We start from the raw sequence: 18276 nt of genomic DNA, 5'->3' as shown, positions 1-18276 counted from the left end.
GGATTCAGTGAACTGTTTAAAAATAACCATTTATTTAGAACTTCCATTCATAAATGCCGTGTCCAGCTTTCGTAATCTCCTTATATTTAACCATTAGATTTTTTAATAAAACCGTTATGTTTTTAACCTCTAATGAATGTTCTCCTAACAGCTCTTTAATTTCCGAGTTTCTTAGTTTCCTTTTTAATTTTAAATGAGACAAAATAAGATAATCCTTATATATAGATAGGTCTTTGCTTGGAGGTTCTCTCAAAAGTTCCGATGCTGTAAACTTTTTCCTTCGTCTTTTAGAAGAACTCTCATCTTTTGTTATGGTCGCTGCTGTCTCCGGGATATTATAGACATCTTGTTTTTGCTCATTATGTTTTGACAATGTGCCTGCACCGCTTATGCTTCGTTTAATTTCTTCAATCCTCGAGAATATGTCATTATTCTTGTCCTGCTTTATTATCAATGGCGATACTGGATCATTTGAAGATATGACCTTATCATCTCCAACTTTATTTCCTATTCCTGTGTTCTGTGGTAATTGATTGTGCTGCGAATCTAATTCCCGTAATCGATTCAATAAACTTTCATATTCCGTACGAATAGCCTGTGACTCCTCTTGAAGTTGGAGCATGCGCAATTGAATTGCCTTTCTCTCATTCCAATCGTGCTCTAAAATCAAACCGATTCACACCTCTTTCCCACTTCTCTATTTTTATTTTCTATTCTACAAGCATCGGTTCCTTATTGCTAGAAAATATTAAAAGATTATGTATATTTACTATTATCTAAAAAAATTCACCGCGAAGGGTGAATTTTTATCACTTATATACTTGTAAACTGCTCTTCCTCCGTCGATCCTTTCAGGGCAGTAGTAGATGACGTCCCCTTCGTAATAACCATGGAAACTTCGTCAAAATATCCTGTACCCACTTCCCTTTGATGACGTGTGGCAGTATAGCCATATTGTTCATTAGAAAACTCCGCTTGTTGAAGTTCTGAATATGCTGACATACCTCTTTCCTTATAAGCTTTAGCGAGCTCAAACATGCTATTGTTTAACGCGTGGAAACCTGCTAAAGTCACAAATTGAAACTTATAACCCATTTTTCCAAGTTCCGATTGGAATGCTGCAATCGCCTCTTCACTTAATTTCTTCTTCCAATTAAAAGATGGGGAACAATTATAGGCTAGTAGTTTTCCAGGGAATTTTTCATGAATAGCTTCTGCAAATTGCTTCGCTTCTTCAAGATTAGGTTCAGATGTTTCACACCAAATAAGGTCAGCATATGGTGCATAAGCCAGTCCCCTTGCAATCGCTTGATCAATACCTGCTCTTGTACGATAAAAACCTTCCGATGTTCTTTCACCGGTAATAAATTTTGCATCATAAGGGTCCACATCACTTGTAATTAAATCAGCTGCATTTGCATCTGTGCGTGCTATTAATACTGTTGGGACACCCATTACATCTGCGGCAAGACGTGCAGAAATCAAGTTTCGGACCGCTGTTTGAGTTGGAAGTAATACCTTTCCGCCTAAATGGCCACATTTCTTTTCAGAAGAAAGCTGATCCTCAAAATGTACCGCCGCTGCCCCCGCTTCAATCATCGCTTTCATTAATTCAAAAACATTTAACTGCCCACCAAATCCTGCTTCTGCATCAGCGATAATCGGAACAAACCAATCCATCTTTGTGTTCCCTTCCACATGCTCAATTTGATCTGCACGCTGCAGTGCCTGATTTATCCGCTTCACTACATGCGGAACACTGTTAGCAGGATATAGACTTTGATCCGGATACATATGTCCTGCTACATTCGCATCTGCTGCCACCTGCCAACCACTAAGATAAATTGCTTTAAGGCCCGCTTTCACCTGCTGAATTGCTTGGTTCCCCGTTAAGGCACCAAGTGCAGGGACATAATCTTCTGTATGCAATAATTCCCACAACTTTTCTGAGCCGCGGCGTGCTAAAGTATACTCAATGTCAATCGATCCCCTCAATCTTATGACTTCCTCAGCACAATACGTTCTAGTAACACCCTTCCATCTTTCCGCCATTTCCCATTCATTTTGAAGCTTCTCCACTCTTTCCTCCATCTTTTTTCATCCTCCTTATTAAATGAAAGTATAGTCAATCACAGCATTCTGATGTTATGCCTTTGTATCTACTGTTCCACTTGATTATGCAGAGGTAACTTGCGTTAAAATCTCATATCCTGGTAACGTTAAAAACTCTATAAAATCATTATCCTGTATCAATCTATCAAATAACTGTACCGCCTCGTTAAATCGGCGATTGTTAAACTCTTTTTCTCCAATGTCCTCACGGATTTTCCTAAGCTCCTCTGTTTTAAATTCCTGATACATCTCCATTGTTATTTTCCGTCCATCTTCTAATACACCTTTGGGATGGCGTATCCATTGCCAAACTTGTGCTCGGGAAATTTCAGCTGTAGCAGCATCCTCCATTAAATGGTCAATTGGAGCTGCTCCCTTTCCATTCAGCCAGGATTCAATATATCGGATTCCGACATTTATATTTTGCCTTACTCCCTCTTCCGTAATGGCATCGACCGGAATTTCTAATAAATCTGTTTCTGTCACTTGTATATGCCGCTGTTTCGATGAATGGATTTGATTTGGCGTAGGCATCTCACGATCAAATACTTCTAATGCAACAGGGACCAGTCCCGGATGTGCCACCCATGTTCCGTCATGACCATCTCGAGCTTCCCTTTCTTTATCGGCTCTTACCTTTGCAAAGGCTTCCTCATTTTTCTGCTGATCATTTTTAACTGGAATTTGCGCTGCCATGCCGCCAATTGCAGGAGCCTTCCTGTGATGACAGGTTTGAATCGTTAGTAAAGAATAAGACCTCATAAACGGAACTGTCATCGTTACAACGGATCGATCCGGTAAAATGACATTTTCTTGATTGCGCAGTTTCTTAATATAACTGAAAATATAATCCCAGCGCCCACAATTTAATCCTGCTGAGTGTTCCCTCAATTCATATAATATTTCATTCATTTCAAATGCAGCCATAATCGTTTCAATCAAAACGGTTGCCTTAATTGTCCCTTTTGGAATTCCAATATATTTCTGCGAAAAAGTGAAGACATCATTCCAAAGCCTTGCTTCAAGATGGCTTTCAAGCTTTGGCAAATAAAAATATGGACCTGTTCCACTTTCAGTTAGATGCAAAGCATTATGGAAAAAATATAAACCAAAATCAAACAAACTTGCGGATATTGGCCTCCCATCAATTAACACATGCTTTTCTTCCAAGTGCCATCCGCGCGGCCTCACTACTAATACAGCTGTTTTTTTATTTAATTCGTATTTTTTTCCATTCGAGCCATCATAGGTTATCTTCTTATATACCGCATCATGTAAGTTTATCTGCCCCTCCATTACATTGTCCCAAGTAGGTGATGTGGCATCCTCAAAGCATGCCATAAATACTTTTGCACCAGAATTCAAAGCATTAATAACCATTTTTCTGTCCACAGGACCGGTAATTTCTACGCGACGGTCTTGTAAGTCATCCGGCAATGGTGCAATCGTCCATTCTCCGTCGCGAATATGTTTTGTTTCAGGTAAAAAGTGGGGAAGGATGCCCCGGTCTATTTCTTCTTGCCTTTGGACTCTGTACTGTAACAGTTCCCTTCTCTTTTCACCATAATGGCGTTCAAGCTGTTCAATAAATTGCAGTGCCGCTGGCGTAAGTATTTGTTCAAACCCAGATTTCATCTGCCCTACTACCGTTATCCCACTTGTTTGCGTGCTCATTTCAACACCTCTTGATTATGTTATAATACAGAATATAAAACTTAAATGTATTATATAACAGAATCGTTAAAATGCAACTGAATTTAGCTATTTTTTGTTCGTGTTCTTTCGACATATATTGTTTGGGAACGTTAAGTGAAAGGGGGGAATATAATGTTTTGGGGTGTTACACTTTATTTAAGTAAAAAAAGCTGCCGACATCTCATTGTCAGCAGCTCAGTTGTTATTCATAAATATGAACAAATGGTTCTTTCTCGTTCGGATCCCGGACTATTAGCGCCTTTGGTCCATTAACAGAAGTTACACTTATCTCTAAAGCAATGTAATCAGGAAAATCACTTAATAAACCCGCAATATACTGCGTAAATCCCACTACTTCTGATTGTCCATAAAATTGCATAGGGATTTCAATGTTTAATTTTGATAATTGTCCATCTTTATAAAGTCCACGACCAACTACACCATTATAATTAGGAAAATATTTTTCCACATCATATTTAAAGTTATTAAATGACTGAGAGTCATCCCGATATTTCTTCTCAGTAGCATCATTTGGGAACAAATAATACTTCTCATTTACCGATTTCCATTTATCAATGGATGTGCTCCCATTTGACACAGTAGTATAGGCAAAAAAGTTTCCTGGAACTACGGAATCTGTTCCTTTTTGCTCATACAATGCGATAGTAATCGGTACATTTTTCAACCCGCTAATATTTCGAAGTCGTTTTATTACTTCCTGAGCAATACTTTTCCCATGGCTCGCTACTATTGAATGGTCAATCGTTTTATCATACGTAGCTCCATATTGCTCCTTCTGGTAATAATACACGGAATTTAAGGCAAGTCCAATTACTACTCCGCCAAGCTTAACTGTATTTTTATTACTCTTTATTAAATAATCCTGTTCTAAAATATGGGCTAAATAAATAGGTGTACTTGCAGCATTTTTACCGGTTGCAACCGGATTTAACCCAAGATTTTCAGACGCTTTTAGCTTTTTTGCTTTTAATTGAGCCGGTGTATATTTCCTATTCAGCCACGATTGAACAGTATCCTTGTCTAGATATTGACCCTCCTGAAACAAATAGTCATTTGGCGAATACTGTTTTTGAGCCACTCGCATTAAACCTGTTTCAAACTCATCAATGTCATAGCGAGTATTCAGATTGCTTACCGTAAGCCCTCTTGATTTACTCGGCTTAAAAGGAAGGATAGTCTTGTAATATTGATCCGAAATTTGATAATTAGGAACAATCGCTGATTCCTTTTTGTCATTTTTCTTTTGTACAACTTGGTCTTGTTTACTAAAATTCGGTGCACAACCTGCTGTTAAAATGACAGCTAGCAGCACCGGTAACCACTTTTTCATGAAAATGCCACCTTTATTTCATCTAAGTGTCCGTTCACACTTAATCTCCTAATTTGCAAAGCAGTTAAATACTACCTCTTATAGAGACTACTTTAGCATAAGAAAAGTTTCAAATCATTGCCCAAATTCTTGCAGCATTTTATCTTCGTCCCAAATTTCAATTCCTAGTTCCTGAGCCTTCGTTAATTTTGACCCAGCATCTTCCCCGGCTATGACGATATCAGTTTTCTTGCTGACACTTCCAGTAACACTGGCTCCTAGTGCTTCAAGCTTTTCTTTCGCTTCATTGCGGGTTAGCTTTTCCAACTTTCCTGTTAACACCACTATTTTTCCAGCTAGGCTAGAATCAATATTTTCTACATCAACCGGTTTTGGCCCGAGATATGTCATGTTTAATCCTGCAGTTTTTAATTCATTTATTAATTCAAGAGCATCCTCGTTTTCAAAATAAGTGAAGATAGAATCCGCCATCTTCTCCCCAATATCTTGAATATCTGTTAGTTCCTCTTTCGTTGCTGTCATTAATTTTTCCAAGGTTCCAAAGCGCTGTGCCAGTGTTTTGGCTGCCTTCGCTCCAACATGACGGATACCCAAACCAAATAATAGTTTTTCCAAGGAATTTTCTTTGGATCTTTCAATCGCATCAAGAAGATTTGCTACCGATTTCTCTCCCATTCTTTCTAATGCGAGGAGCTGATCCTTCTGCAACCTATAAATATCCGCTACGTCTTTAATTAATTCATGGTTAAATAACTGACTAATAACCTTTTCTCCTAGTCCGTCAATATTCATTGCATCTCGGGAAACAAAATGAATGAGACCTTCTCGGATTTGTGCAGGACACTTAGGATTAATACAACGAAGGGCTACTTCTCCCTCTAGACGGACTAGTTCACTTTCACACTCCGGACAATGAGTCGGCATGGAAAACTGTCTTTCTTCACCTGTTCTCCGTTCGGCCAGCACATTCATTACTTCTGGAATAATATCTCCGGCCTTTTTAACCACCACATAATCCCCAAGCATGATATCTTTTTCCCGAATCAAGTCCTCATTATGGAGAGATGCACGTTTTACTGTAGTTCCTGCTACCTTCACAGGTTCGAGAAGCGCCGTTGGGGTGATAACCCCTGTTCTGCCTACACTTAGTTCTATATCTACAAGCTTTGTTACTACTTCCTCTGCAGGGAATTTGTATGCGATTGCCCATCTTGGGCTTTTTGCAGTGGTTCCAAGCTCTTGTTGTTGCTGCAAAGAATTCACTTTAATCACAATGCCATCAATTTCATATGGAAGATTTGGACGCTCCACTGTCCACTTATTCACATATTCGATGACCGCATCAATGGTTGCACATTTTTCACGTTCTTTATTCACTTTAAATCCTAACTTCTCTAAAAGATCCAACCCATCACTATGGGTTGTCACACCCGTTTCCGTAAAATCACCTATTGCATACAAGAAAATATCTAAGTTCCTGGATGCTGCAATTTTCGGATCAAGCTGTCTTAATGAGCCTGCTGCTGCATTTCTTGGGTTCGCAAATGGTTCTTCCCCGTTCTCTTCCTTTACTCGATTTAAATTTTCAAATGATTTCTTAGGCATATATGCCTCACCGCGAACTTCAATCGACATAGGTTGATGAAGACGAAGCGGTATCGATCGAATCGTTCTAAGATTGGACGTAATATCCTCTCCTATTGTTCCATCTCCTCTTGTTGACCCTTGGCGAAATATACCTTGTTCATATCTCAGAGAGATTGCGAGCCCGTCGATTTTCAATTCACAGACATATTCTACATCTTCGCCTACCGTTTGTTTTACACGGCGGTCAAAATCGCGGAGATCAGCTTCATTAAAGGCATTTCCAAGACTTAGCATCGGAATTTCATGTACAACTTTTTCAAATGCAGAGAGAATCTCCCCGCCTACCCGCTGTGAAGGGGAATCAGGAGTAACTAATTCAGGAAACTCCTTTTCGATGTCAAGTAATTCTCTCATTAAGCGATCATATTCTGCATCAGGAACCGATGGGTTGTCCAATACATGATATTCATAGTTATATTGTGTTAAGAGACGATGAAGTTCTTTTACCTGCTTCTCAGCAGTTTGTTTATCCATAGCTACAGCCCCTTGTCATCATTCCTATTTATACTTTTTGAATTGGTGCAAATTCCGCGAGTAATCTTTTAATACCGACAGGACTTGGAAAGGCAATATCCAATTCAACAGACTTGTCTTTGCCTTTAACACTGACGACTGTTCCAATGCCCCATTTCTTATGTTCTGCCTTGTCGCCAACCTTCCATTCCAATTCATCAGCACCCGTACCTGTTGGAATTGGTCTGGATACCGGTCGACTAACTGGTCTTTTCTGCTGGGAACTAAATGCACTAGTTTGTTGTTTCACTTCTTTATGCAAGACTTCTAATAGGTCTTCTGGTATTTCGTTAATAAATCGGGATACAGGATTCATATTTGTACGACCAAACAACGTACGCATCGCTGCATTAGTTATATACAAATCTTGTTCTGCTCGTGTAATTCCTACATATGCTAGGCGTCTTTCCTCTTCCATCTCCGCCTCTTCCATTAATGAACGGCTATGCGGGAAAACACCTTCTTCTAATCCAATTAAAAACACGACTGGAAATTCCAATCCTTTTGCTGAATGTAATGTCATTAAAACAATCGCATCATTATTGTTTTCTTCTTTTTCATCTAACCGATCGATATCCGCTACTAGAGCAAGATCAGTCAAAAAGGCAACTAAGCTCTTGTCTTCACTGCCTTCTTCAAAGCTTTTCGTAACGGATAAAAATTCATCTATATTTTCTAGTCTGCTCTGCGCTTCCAACGATTTTTCCGCATGCAGCATTTCACGGTAGCCTGATTTATCTAAAACCTCATCTACAAGCTCTGTTACAGATAAGTATTCTTGCATTTGTGTATAGTTTTTAATTAACTCATAAAACTCATATGCAGCTTTTGCGATTTTCGGACTTACCCCTATGAAATCAATTTCCTTTAACGCTGCAAAAATAGAAATATCATTATCAGCAGCATATCGGGCAATTTTATCAAAAGAAGTGGAACCAATTCCTCGTTTTGGTACATTAATAACACGTTGCAAGCTGATATCATCGTCAGGGTTAGCAATTAAACGCAAGTAGGCTAGAATATCCTTAATCTCTTTGCGATCATAAAATTTAATTCCGCCTACAATATGATAGTCAATATTGGATTTTAACAAAACCTCTTCCATTACACGTGATTGGGCGTTGGTACGGTACAGAATTGCAATATCCGATAATTTGCGTTCTCCCGATTCCACCATTTCTTTGATTTTCCCTGCCACAAACTGTGCTTCGGATTGTTCACTGTCCGCTCGATAATAGCAGATTTTTTGCCCATCATCATTTTCCGTCCATAATTTTTTCGGCTTTCTGTTTGCATTATGTTTAATGACTTCATTTGCTGCATGAAGAATTCGCTTGGTAGAACGATAATTTTGTTCAAGCATGATGACTTTTGCCCGAGGATAATCTTTCTCAAAGGAGAGGATATTCGCGATATCTGCACCGCGCCAGCGATAAATCGATTGGTCTGAATCCCCGACAACACATATATTTTGGAACCTGGATGCCAGCATTTTCACCAGCATATATTGCGCCCTATTTGTATCTTGATACTCATCCACATGAATATATTGAAACTTTCTCTGATAGAATTCCAATGTTTCTGGTACCCGATTAAAAAGATGAATAGTCATCATAATGAGATCATCAAAGTCCAGCGCTTGATTTTTACGAAGACGTCTTTGATACTCCTCGTACACATCACTTACAACCTGTTCGTAAAATCCACCTACCAACTTTGAATATTCTTCAGGAGTTACTAGTTCATTTTTCGCACTGCTAATAGTCCCAAGAATTGCTCTCGGTTCAAATTTCTTCGGATCAATATTTTTATCCTTTAAAATACCTTTAATGACAGATTGTTGGTCTGTAGGATCTAATATCGTAAAATTACGGTTTATTCCGATGCGATCTATATCGCGTCTTAAAATTCTTACACACATAGAGTGAAAAGTGGAAATCCAAACTTCTTCGGCAGCACCACCCATAATTTTTCCAATCCGTTCTTTCATTTCTCGCGCAGCCTTATTAGTAAAGGTAATAGCCAAAATATTGTATGGATTAACTCCCTTTTCCACCATTAAATATGCGACACGATGTGTTAACACACGTGTTTTCCCACTCCCGGCACCAGCCATAATTAAAAGGGGACCGTCCGTTGTTTTTACCGCTTCTTGTTGCTCCGGATTCAATCCTGCAAGCAGGCGATCTTTTAAAAATTGCATTGTATTATTCACCACCAGAACATTTGTTCTTATTATATATTTTCAACTAAATAAAGTCTACCTGCTATTCGTTACTTGTACTGTTTTTAAAGCCTGATTTATATCTTCATAAATAATGTTGCCAACGACAATGACATCTGCATACTGACTCATCTCTTCGGCTTGTTCTACGGATACAATACCCCCACCATAAAACAATTTCGTATTCGTCAAATGACTTTTCGCCGCTTTCACCACATCCACATTACCGTAAGTACCACTGTATTCTAAATAGAAGATAGGCATCTTAAATAAATTTTCCGCCATCATGGCATAAGCCTCTACATCTTCTACACTTAAATCTGTTCTCGATTGCGTTAGCTTAGCAGCCTTGCAATCATTGTTTAATATGCAATAGCCTTCCACCAATATCTCATCCCAGTTCATTAGGATACCATATTCCTTTACCGCTTCATGGTGCAAGCCAGTTATCCATTCTACGTTTTCACTGTTGAGAACGGATGGGATAAAATAGAGGTCAAAACCAGGTGTAATGGATTCAAAATTAGAAATTTCCAACACACATGGAACTGTGAATCTCCGGACACGTGCCATTAAATTTAGAACATTTTCCAACGTTACCCCATCTGTTCCCCCAATAATAATAGCATCTGTACCAGACTCACATAATTTTTCTAAGTTTTTATCAGAAATTTCCTTATTCGGATCCAACTTAAAGGCGTGTCGCCATTCGCGAACGTCGTACATCGAGCGTATCCTCCATTCCTATATTCCATACAACATTATAGCATTTGTTATAAGCATCAAAAAAGGTTTTCCATATGTAACTTAAGGAAACACCTTATATTGAATTGTTTGAAAATATATACTACGTAAGTTACAGTATTATCAGTTATTTTACATTTTGATTACCAAATAGGGAAAATGTCCCAAATTTTCCCGACCGTTATTTTTCATTCAGGAAAACTCGAAAGAAAATGAGGACTTTTTAGTCTATAATTCATGTTATTTTCCCAAGTTAATTGTCCTATAAAGTGTGATATGATAACAATAAGAAATTCAACTCAGAAAAAAAATTTGTAAGGAGGAGTTAAAATGCGTAAAAAAAACACCCCATCGAAGATTACAAAAAGAGACATTGATTCCTTAATTTACAAAATTGATATTCTGCTGAACGATAAAAAAGATTCAAATCTTCAAAAAGTAAAAGTATCCGTATGACCTTTGACACAGAACTTTATACTTAAATAGAAACCAAAAATCCTATGCAGGGAATCAAAATTCTCTGCATAGAATTAAAATGAGAAGAGAATAAATTCCCTTAAAAATTTTCTTATTATTACCACTTTAAGTAATATTTAAGCTATAATATATTCTGGGTGGTTAATATATGAACATTGGTGCAATTATTAAATTAAATCGTATCAAACAAAATTTGACCCAAGAAGAGTTAGCCGAGGGAATTATTTCCATCTCCTATCTATCCAAAATTGAAAACGGTAAAATCGAACCAAACGACGAAGTCATTAAACTCCTCTGCCTAAGGTTAGGGATAGAAATCAATAGACAGATTGATGATGAAACAAAAGCACTATGTCATGAATGGTTTCGGTTGTTATTGTCATGTACTGATGTTGAGAGGTTAAAAGAGAAATATAAAGAAGTAAATGAATTGGTTAATACTATTCAAGATTTGGAGCTTCAGATTTTATTAAAAATACATTTGATAAGATATTATTTGAAGATTGGTGACCTTGACCTTGCTCATGAACAGGTAAATCATTTAAAGGATTTTAGCAACACATTTACTTCTGAGCAAAAATATTTTTGGAATAAATTTAATGGAAACTATTATTATATTAAAGAAGAATATAATGAAGCCCTTAAGTTTTATACCTTATCTGAGGATTTTATTTCAAATCTTGAATTAAGTGATGAAGAAATAGCAGATTTAGAATATGCTCTAGCTTTAACATATAGCAAATTACGTATAACATCTTTAGCTTTAAGATGTGCTTACAAAGCATTGGATCTATATAGACAATTTTACCATTTTTCAAGATGTGCTGAATGCCATTTAATTCTTGGTATATCGTACAGAAGAATCGGTAATCACGAGAATGCTATAAAGAATTACCACTTAGCAAAAAAATTAGCAGAGCAGACAAAGAATAAAGAAATAATTCAGCTTACCCACATTAATTTGGGTTATTTATACTATGCTCAAGGTGATACTGACCAATCTATTAATCATTTTGATATGATAATAAATGAGGAAGACTCTTCACTGGAAGACCGCCTTTTAGCTTTAACAGCGATAATAGAGGAATACTTTCACACAGAAAATTATAAGGAAGCATTAGAGAGAATTAAAGAAGGCCTAGAATGGATCAATGAAACAAATAAAAGCCAATATATTATCTTTTATTACGAAATTAATACTTACTTTTATTTAATTAATAAAGAACATGAAAAATTTGAGAATATGTTGGTTGATGAGTTTATTCCATTTTTAGAGGAACAAAAGGATTACGCTAGGCTCACAAATTACGCGGAGCTATTAGGAAATCATTTTGAAAATGTTCATAAATATAAAAATGCAACTAAATACTTTAAGCTGGTCAATTTTTCATATAAAAAACTCATGCAAATTTAGGGAGGCAAAAACATGAAAAAGATTATTTTTTCTATAGCTTCAACTCTATTACTCTTGGGAGCAATTGTATTAAGTTCCACAAAATCAGTTGATACCGCTGCTGCTGAAAAAGAACCAAGATTATTTAATACAACTAGTGTAAAAGTTGCAGCTGCCGAAAAAGAACCTAGACTTTTCTCTACTTATAGCGTAAGTTTTTTCTCATTTGAATCATAAAAAAGGCTAATCTTTTGGTTAGCCTTTTTATAACTTTATAATTCAAAGAACTATATTTATAAACTCCCTTACCTCTCCACAATGGATTTCCACTTCTGGCAGGTGGTAAAACGTCGTATCTAAACTGTTCTCTTGGTTTTCTATATCCGGATTCAGTATATAGATTTTGGGAACACCCGTACCTAATGCTATTCCTAATTCTGTATGACTTCCTTTTCCGCCTGGCAGGAGGAGAATAAAAAGGTCGCAGTTCGTTACTGCTTCTTTTTCCTTTGTTCCAATTCTCATTAATTCCTCTTTTCCTACGGTTTTATCATTTTGGGTCCAGTCATAAGTCTGCTGGAAACCGTTTTCTAATAGTTTACTTGAAAGCTCTCTTACCATTTCTATATTTTGAAAGCTCGATGCTATATAAAACCTCATTTAACTACTCCCTATAATTGTGTTTTGTAATATTCCTCTTTCTGCAACAACTTCTGTTTCACCTCTGGCCATTCTTCCGAGATAATGGAATATACGCAAGCGTTTCTAATATACCCGTTTTCTAGTATTCTCTCTTTGCGGAGAATCCCTTCCCTTTTTGCCCCTATTCTTTCCATTGCTCTCTGAGATCTAATATTTCGTTCATCGGTTTTTAGCTGAACGCGGACCATGTTCAGTTCTTCAAAACAAAACCGTAGTAAAGTCAACTTGCAAGCTGAGTTGACAAAACTTCGTTGATAATCTGGTGCATACCATGTTGATCCTATTTCACAGGCACGGTTATGGAAGTCAAATCCATAGATGCGGGTTGTTCCTACAATTTTTCCCGTTTCCTTCAGCTGAACAACAAAGGGTAAAATCTGCTTATTCTCCCTTCCCTTTAAAGCAGTTTGAACCCAATTTTCCATTTTTTCAAGTGTATCTATACGCAGCAGCATAAAATCCCATACACTTGGGTGATTTATCGCAAATAGATCCTTTATATGTTCCTCTTCCATTGGGATTAATCTTAATTGTTTATGCTCTAATACTGGTTGTCTCTCAAATAGATTATTCATCATACAGTACCTCCATTTTCCTTAAATATTTCTTTCCATTCATACCATGCTTTTAAATACTTTGGTAAATCCTTAGGATGATAGATAACGCATCTGGAAATACGAATATATAACCCTATCATCACCTCTTCCACTAACTTTTCCTCTGCAATCGGAAATTTCATTACTTTTGCAGCCTCTATTATTGTTTCCTTTGATAAATCCATTGGTGAGGAACAAAAGGCAAATACTAAATCGTATATAGGTGTACCTACAATGGGTGTTGGATCAATTACTCCACATAACTGTTCGTTCTTCCATATAAAATTATGAACACCACAATCACCATGGAGCAAAAAAGGATAATCTATTACATTACGATTGGATTTCACTACTAAAGACCTTATAAATTGACAATCCTCTTTTCCTAAAACGGAATTAAGTCTTTCACTCGCTACCTCTATTTCTCCTAAAAGATAGTTCCCCCATGAAGTAACCGGCTCTTCCATTAAGCCCCACATGCCTTGTATTTCTGCAGGATTATAACAATTTATCACCTTCTTAACCAAAACCTTTAAAGCATATTTTTTATCAAAATGTCCATCAGATTCCCCCTCGATATATGTATAAACAATATATCTAAATGCAGGGTCGACAAAAATAAGACTCGGAAAAAGAGAAACATCTTGATAAACATTCAAAAAATAACTTTCCGCTTCTATCACTTTCGGTGCATTAGACTTTATGATAAATTTTTGACCGTTCCTCAACTTAAGATAACCTATTTTACTAGAAGTTCCTCCTTTCAGAGATTCGAACTCCTCCACATCATTTTCAATAATACCTTCTCGTATCAACTCATTTACTATAGATTCCATCTTATACCTCTAGGTCGTAAAAATATAAATCTGTTAGAAAGAATAAAAACATCTACGCGCCCATACTATCAGACTGTTTTAAAGATTATACCATTTCTGTTACGTAAAAATCGAAATCATTTAAAAAGTTTACACTGAGCTAGAAACCAGGGAATTATCAATAAAATAGTTATTGTTTTCAACTACATATATATTTTTAAATCATATTCTGATTACAAGATAAATAAATATATAGGAGGCCAACCCTTATTACAGATTCTATATACTTATATTTAATATTTTATTTATAATTATTATAAATAAATATTGATTTTAATTTTATTATAGTTATAATGATAGTAAGCTATAAAAATCTGAAGAGGTGATTTTAAATGAGTACAAACAATAAAAAACTTACGACTAGTTGGGGAGCACCGGTTGGTGATAATCAGAACTCGATGACCGCAGGATCACGTGGACCAACATTGATTCAAGATGTTCATCTATTAGAGAAACTTGCACATTTTAACAGAGAAAGAGTACCAGAACGAGTAGTACATGCGAAAGGTGCAGGAGCGCATGGTTATTTTGAAGTAACCAATGATGTAACGAAGTATACAAAAGCTAAATTTTTATCAAAGGTTGGGAAAAAGACTCCATTATTCGTTCGTTTTTCTACAGTAGCAGGTGAAAATGGTTCCGCAGATACTGTTCGTGACCCTCGCGGTTTTGCGGTGAAGTTCTATACAGAAGACGGAAACTATGACATTGTCGGTAATAATACACCTGTATTCTTTATTCGTGATGCTATTAAATTTCCTGATTTTATTCATACACAAAAAAGACATCCTGCTACACACTTAAAAAATCCTGATGCGGTTTGGGACTTCTGGTCATTATCTCCTGAGTCCTTGCACCAAGTTACAATCTTAATGAGTGACCGTGGAATTCCAGCAACCTTCCGTCATATGCATGGATATGGAAGCCATACATTCAAATGGGTAAATGCAGATGGCGAAGGCGTTTGGATTAAGTACCATTTCAAAACAGAACAAGGAGTTAAAAACTTAGCAGTTGATGTTGCCTCAAAACTTGCAGGAGAAAATCCTGATTATCACACAGAGGATCTATACAACGCAATTGAAAAAGGTGACTTTCCAGCATGGAAACTCTACGTTCAAATTATGCCTTTAGAGGATGCAAATACGTATCGTTTTGATCCATTCGATGTAACAAAGGTATGGTCTCAAAAGGATTACCCATTAATTGAAGTAGGGCGGATGGTATTAAATAAAAATCCTGAAAACTACTTTGCTGAGGTAGAGCAAGCAACATTTTCCCCAGGAACATTGGTGCCAGGGATAGATGTTTCCCCTGATAAAATGTTACAAGGACGATTATTTGCATATCATGATGCTCACAGATATCGTGTTGGTGCAAATCATCAATTACTGCCAATCAACCGTGCTCGAAATGAGGTTAATAATTACCAACGTGATGGTCAAATGCGATTTGATAATAACGGAGGCGGTTCGGTATATTATGAGCCAAATAGTTATGGCGGTCCAACTGAATCCCCAGAAGATAAGCAAGCAGCATATGCTGTATCTGGTGTTGCCGATAGTGTAGCATATGACCATAATGATCACTATACACAGGCTGGAGATCTGTATCGTTTATTAAATAAGGATGAGAAAACAAGACTCGTTCAAAATATTGTAGATGCAATGAAGCCTGTTACAAAGGATGAAATTAAACTTCGTCAAATAGCTCATTTCTATAAGGCAGACCCAGAATACGGTACTCGTGTCGCAGAAGGTCTTGGATTGCCTGTACCACAACTAGTTTAATATCATGGGAGAGAAGTATATTTATTATCTTCGTACGAATTTTAGGAGTCTCGATTGAGATAAAATAAAATACGGCTTGGAATGAGGCAATGTTGGCTTATCGTAGGATAAAAGCTTTTAACCGATAGGTGCTGAAGCTAAACTTAGTTAATACCTAATAATAGTTTTCCTTCTTAAAAGGTATCTGTTTTAAATGCAGATACCTTTTCATTTTGTCGAAGAATGGTAGTAATGTTCTCCAATAAACTCTCTTTTTCACATGAGTATTGCTCGGGAAATGATTTAAATACAATGGTTTTTGTATTATTAATCAAACATTTGATTAATCTATTTAATTGTAAAATATTATCGAAATTCAAGAGATTTGGATTTATTCAGCTCCTGATTGTTCCCCTTCTCGCTCTTCTTTCTCTTTTTAAGGCACATTCAGTTCCTGATTGTTCCCCTTCTCGCTCCTCTTTCTCTTTTTCGGGCACATTCAGTTCCTGATCGTTCCCCTTCTCGCTCTTCTTTCTCTTTTTCGGGCACATTCAGCTCCTGATCGTTACCTTTCTCACCCTTCTTTCTCTTTTTCGGGCACATTCAGTTCCTGATTGTTCCCCTTCTCGCTTCCCTTTCTCTTTTTAAGGCACATTCAGTTCCTGATTGTTCCCCTTCTCGCTCTTCTTTCTCTTTTTCGGGCACATTCAGCTCCTAATCGTTACCTTTCTCACCCTTCTTTCTCTTTTTCGGGCACATTCAGTTCCTGATCGTTCCCCTTCTCGCTCTTCTTTCTCTTTTTTGGGCACATTCAGCTCTTGATTGTTCCCCTTCTCGCTCTTCTTTCTCTTTTTCGGGCACATTCAGTTCCTGATTGTTCCCCTTCTCACCCTTCTTTCTCTTTTTCGAGCACATTCAACTCTTGATTGTTCCCCTTCTCACCCTTCTTTCTCTTTTTCGGGCACATTCATATCATGATTCCTATCGTTTTCCTCCACTGCATCAATGTTTACAATAAAACGCCAACAAAAAAGCATCCCTTTAAAGGATGCCACTTTACTAAACACCTATTCTATTCCTTTTGCTGCTTCTTTCACCATCTCAGAAACTGATTCCAATCCTCCGCCTGATAAATACCAGTATCCTGGATCAAGATAAACAATTTTACCATTCTTATAGGCATTCGTTTTCTTTACCAAACTATTTTCTATTACTCCTTTTGCATTATTCCCTTCGCCAATAGCAGCATCACGATCAATTACATAAAGAATGTCTGGGTTCTTTTCCAAGATAAATTCCATCGAGATATTTTGACCGTGTACAGGATCCGCCTTAAGGTCATCTGTTACCGCTTTAACTCCAAAAACATCATGAATAAGTCCAAATCTGGATGCTGGTCCATATGCTGTAACCTTTCCGCCAGTTGTTAAGGTAATTAATGCTTTCTTATTACTTGCCTTGGCTTTTTCCTTTAAGCCTGCAATTTCGTTATCAATATTTGTTAATTCTTGTTTCACTTGATCTTCTTTCCCAAATATTTTACCAATGGTCGTTACGTTTTCTTTGAATGATTTCATGTATTTTTTACTATCCACTCCCAAGAAAATAGTAGGAGCGATTTCTTCGAACTTATCATATGAATCTTGTTGTCTTCCAGAAATAATAATTAAATCAGGTTGAATGGCATTGACTGCTTCAAAATCTGGTTCTTTCAAAGTCCCCACATTTTTATATTCAGAGCCTTTATATTTTTTTAGATACGTTGGAATGCTGTCTTGCGGTACTCCTACGACTCTATCTCCTAGCCCTAATTTATCCAATGTATCTAATGTTCCCATATCAAAAACAACTACTTTTTTCGGATTCTTAGAAACTTTGGATTCCCCTAATTGATGCTTAATAACTATCACATCATCTTTACTACTACCCGTTTTCTTCTCTACATTATTGGAACCGCATGCTGCCGCAAAAATGGCAAACATGGAGATTATAATAAGTAAAATTGATTTTCTTTTCATTATCATTACCCCTCTTTTAATAATTTCTTTTATAAAAATTGTGATTGCTAATGTATATGATATTGAAATTCATTCTCAATAAGGAATGTAACAACAGAACACGGGGCGCCTTCCGTACGTTCTGTTATCTATAATTAGCATTATCACAAAGTATTACCTA

Annotated in this window: 15 protein-coding genes; 4 read left to right on the top strand and 11 right to left on the bottom strand. The window is 36.8% G+C overall.

Annotated elements, in window-relative coordinates; translation table 11 throughout:
* Window positions 1-34 precede the first annotated feature (34 nt).
* The 7 genes from CWO92_RS15895 to pcrB form a co-directional block, all read right to left on the bottom strand.
* The gene (locus CWO92_RS15895) at window positions 35-670 is read right to left on the bottom strand and encodes a Rok-like winged helix domain-containing protein (RefSeq protein WP_101355203.1); all 636 of its coding nucleotides are present in this window, start codon (window positions 668-670) and stop codon (window positions 35-37) included.
* Window positions 671-813: 143 nt separating this feature from the next.
* Window positions 814-2091, bottom strand: a complete 1278-nt coding sequence (gene aceA / locus CWO92_RS15890) for an isocitrate lyase (RefSeq protein WP_101355202.1) — start codon at window positions 2089-2091, stop codon at window positions 814-816.
* Window positions 2092-2175: 84 nt separating this feature from the next.
* Complete coding sequence (gene aceB / locus CWO92_RS15885) at window positions 2176-3786, bottom strand: malate synthase A (protein WP_101355201.1); 1611 nt, start codon at window positions 3784-3786, stop codon at window positions 2176-2178.
* Between the two features lie 223 nt (window positions 3787-4009).
* A complete protein-coding gene (locus tag CWO92_RS15880; RefSeq protein WP_101355200.1) occupies window positions 4010-5158 on the bottom strand; it encodes a CamS family sex pheromone protein in 1149 nt (382 codons plus the stop codon).
* 114 nt (window positions 5159-5272) lie between these two features.
* Window positions 5273-7279, bottom strand: a complete 2007-nt coding sequence (gene ligA, locus CWO92_RS15875; RefSeq protein WP_101355199.1) for an NAD-dependent DNA ligase LigA — start codon at window positions 7277-7279, stop codon at window positions 5273-5275.
* A gap of 28 nt (window positions 7280-7307) precedes the next feature.
* Entirely contained in the window at window positions 7308-9521 is a 2214-nt protein-coding gene (gene pcrA, locus CWO92_RS15870; RefSeq protein ID WP_101355198.1) for a DNA helicase PcrA, read from the bottom strand.
* A 57-nt stretch (window positions 9522-9578) separates the two neighbouring features.
* On the bottom strand, window positions 9579-10268 hold the full coding sequence (gene pcrB, locus CWO92_RS15865) for a heptaprenylglyceryl phosphate synthase (protein ID WP_101355197.1): 690 nt from the start codon (window positions 10266-10268) through the stop codon (window positions 9579-9581).
* Window positions 10269-10616: 348 nt separating this feature from the next.
* Between pcrB and CWO92_RS26340 the strand changes: the two genes are divergently transcribed.
* The 3 genes from CWO92_RS26340 (at window position 10617) to CWO92_RS15855 (ending at window position 12393) form a co-directional block, all read left to right on the top strand.
* Window positions 10617-10742 (top strand): hypothetical protein, encoded by a 126-nt coding sequence (locus CWO92_RS26340; RefSeq protein ID WP_268877598.1) that lies wholly within the window; start codon window positions 10617-10619, stop codon window positions 10740-10742.
* Window positions 10743-10911: 169 nt separating this feature from the next.
* Window positions 10912-12177 carry a helix-turn-helix domain-containing protein gene (locus tag CWO92_RS15860; RefSeq protein WP_101355196.1) on the top strand — a complete coding sequence of 422 codons (1266 nt, stop codon included), beginning with the start codon at window positions 10912-10914 and terminating at the stop codon, window positions 12175-12177.
* 12 nt (window positions 12178-12189) lie between these two features.
* On the top strand, window positions 12190-12393 hold the full coding sequence (locus tag CWO92_RS15855) for a hypothetical protein (protein WP_101355195.1): 204 nt from the start codon (window positions 12190-12192) through the stop codon (window positions 12391-12393).
* A 42-nt stretch (window positions 12394-12435) separates the two neighbouring features.
* Here the strand turns inward: CWO92_RS15855 and CWO92_RS15850 are convergent, their stop codons facing one another.
* Genes CWO92_RS15850 through CWO92_RS15840 form a run of 3 tightly spaced genes read right to left on the bottom strand, consistent with a single transcriptional unit; the run spans window position 12436 to window position 14290 of the window.
* On the bottom strand, window positions 12436-12816 hold the full coding sequence (locus CWO92_RS15850; protein WP_101355194.1) for a group-specific protein: 381 nt from the start codon (window positions 12814-12816) through the stop codon (window positions 12436-12438).
* 11 nt (window positions 12817-12827) lie between these two features.
* Entirely contained in the window at window positions 12828-13433 is a 606-nt protein-coding gene (locus CWO92_RS15845; protein ID WP_101355285.1) for a GNAT family N-acetyltransferase, read from the bottom strand.
* Window positions 13433-14290, bottom strand: coding sequence for a phosphotransferase (locus CWO92_RS15840; protein ID WP_101355193.1), 858 nt, complete (start codon window positions 14288-14290; stop codon window positions 13433-13435). The genes CWO92_RS15845 and CWO92_RS15840 overlap by 1 nt, the downstream gene beginning before the upstream one ends.
* A 371-nt stretch (window positions 14291-14661) precedes the next feature.
* Here CWO92_RS15840 and katA point away from each other — a divergent pair, with 371 nt between their 5' ends.
* Window positions 14662-16119, top strand: coding sequence for a catalase KatA (gene katA / locus CWO92_RS15835; RefSeq protein WP_101355192.1), 1458 nt, complete (start codon window positions 14662-14664; stop codon window positions 16117-16119).
* A gap of 1046 nt (window positions 16120-17165) precedes the next feature.
* Here katA and CWO92_RS15830 read toward each other — a convergent pair.
* Window positions 17166-18116 carry a siderophore ABC transporter substrate-binding protein gene (locus CWO92_RS15830; RefSeq protein WP_101355191.1) on the bottom strand — a complete coding sequence of 317 codons (951 nt, stop codon included), beginning with the start codon at window positions 18114-18116 and terminating at the stop codon, window positions 17166-17168.
* Window positions 18117-18276 lie beyond the last annotated feature (160 nt).

Origin of the sequence: Heyndrickxia camelliae (assembly GCF_002844575.1) — a bacterium.
Taxonomy (GTDB): Bacteria; Bacillota; Bacilli; order Bacillales; family Bacillaceae_C; genus Margalitia; species Margalitia camelliae.
This window is presented reverse-complemented; position numbering and strand designations above follow the sequence as displayed.

Bases quoted from the DNA above. Each gene is read 5' to 3' on its own strand.
- aceA (WP_101355202.1), bottom strand. From the start codon at position 2,091: ATGGAGGAAAGAGTGGAGAAGCTTCAAAATGAATGGGAAATGGCGGAA.
- aceB (WP_101355201.1), bottom strand. From the start codon at position 3,786: ATGAGCACGCAAACAAGTGGGATAACGGTAGTAGGGCAGATGAAATCT.
- CWO92_RS15880 (WP_101355200.1), bottom strand. From the start codon at position 5,158: ATGAAAAAGTGGTTACCGGTGCTGCTAGCTGTCATTTTAACAGCAGGT.
- ligA (WP_101355199.1), bottom strand. From the start codon at position 7,279: ATGGATAAACAAACTGCTGAGAAGCAGGTAAAAGAACTTCATCGTCTC.
- pcrA (WP_101355198.1), bottom strand. From the start codon at position 9,521: ATGCAATTTTTAAAAGATCGCCTGCTTGCAGGATTGAATCCGGAGCAA.
- pcrB (WP_101355197.1), bottom strand. From the start codon at position 10,268: ATGTACGACGTTCGCGAATGGCGACACGCCTTTAAGTTGGATCCGAAT.
- CWO92_RS26340 (WP_268877598.1), top strand. From the start codon at position 10,617: ATGCGTAAAAAAAACACCCCATCGAAGATTACAAAAAGAGACATTGAT.
- CWO92_RS15860 (WP_101355196.1), top strand. From the start codon at position 10,912: ATGAACATTGGTGCAATTATTAAATTAAATCGTATCAAACAAAATTTG.
- CWO92_RS15855 (WP_101355195.1), top strand. From the start codon at position 12,190: ATGAAAAAGATTATTTTTTCTATAGCTTCAACTCTATTACTCTTGGGA.
- CWO92_RS15850 (WP_101355194.1), bottom strand. From the start codon at position 12,816: ATGAGGTTTTATATAGCATCGAGCTTTCAAAATATAGAAATGGTAAGA.
- CWO92_RS15845 (WP_101355285.1), bottom strand. From the start codon at position 13,433: ATGAATAATCTATTTGAGAGACAACCAGTATTAGAGCATAAACAATTA.
- CWO92_RS15840 (WP_101355193.1), bottom strand. From the start codon at position 14,290: ATGGAATCTATAGTAAATGAGTTGATACGAGAAGGTATTATTGAAAAT.
- katA (WP_101355192.1), top strand. From the start codon at position 14,662: ATGAGTACAAACAATAAAAAACTTACGACTAGTTGGGGAGCACCGGTT.
- CWO92_RS15830 (WP_101355191.1), bottom strand. From the start codon at position 18,116: ATGAAAAGAAAATCAATTTTACTTATTATAATCTCCATGTTTGCCATT.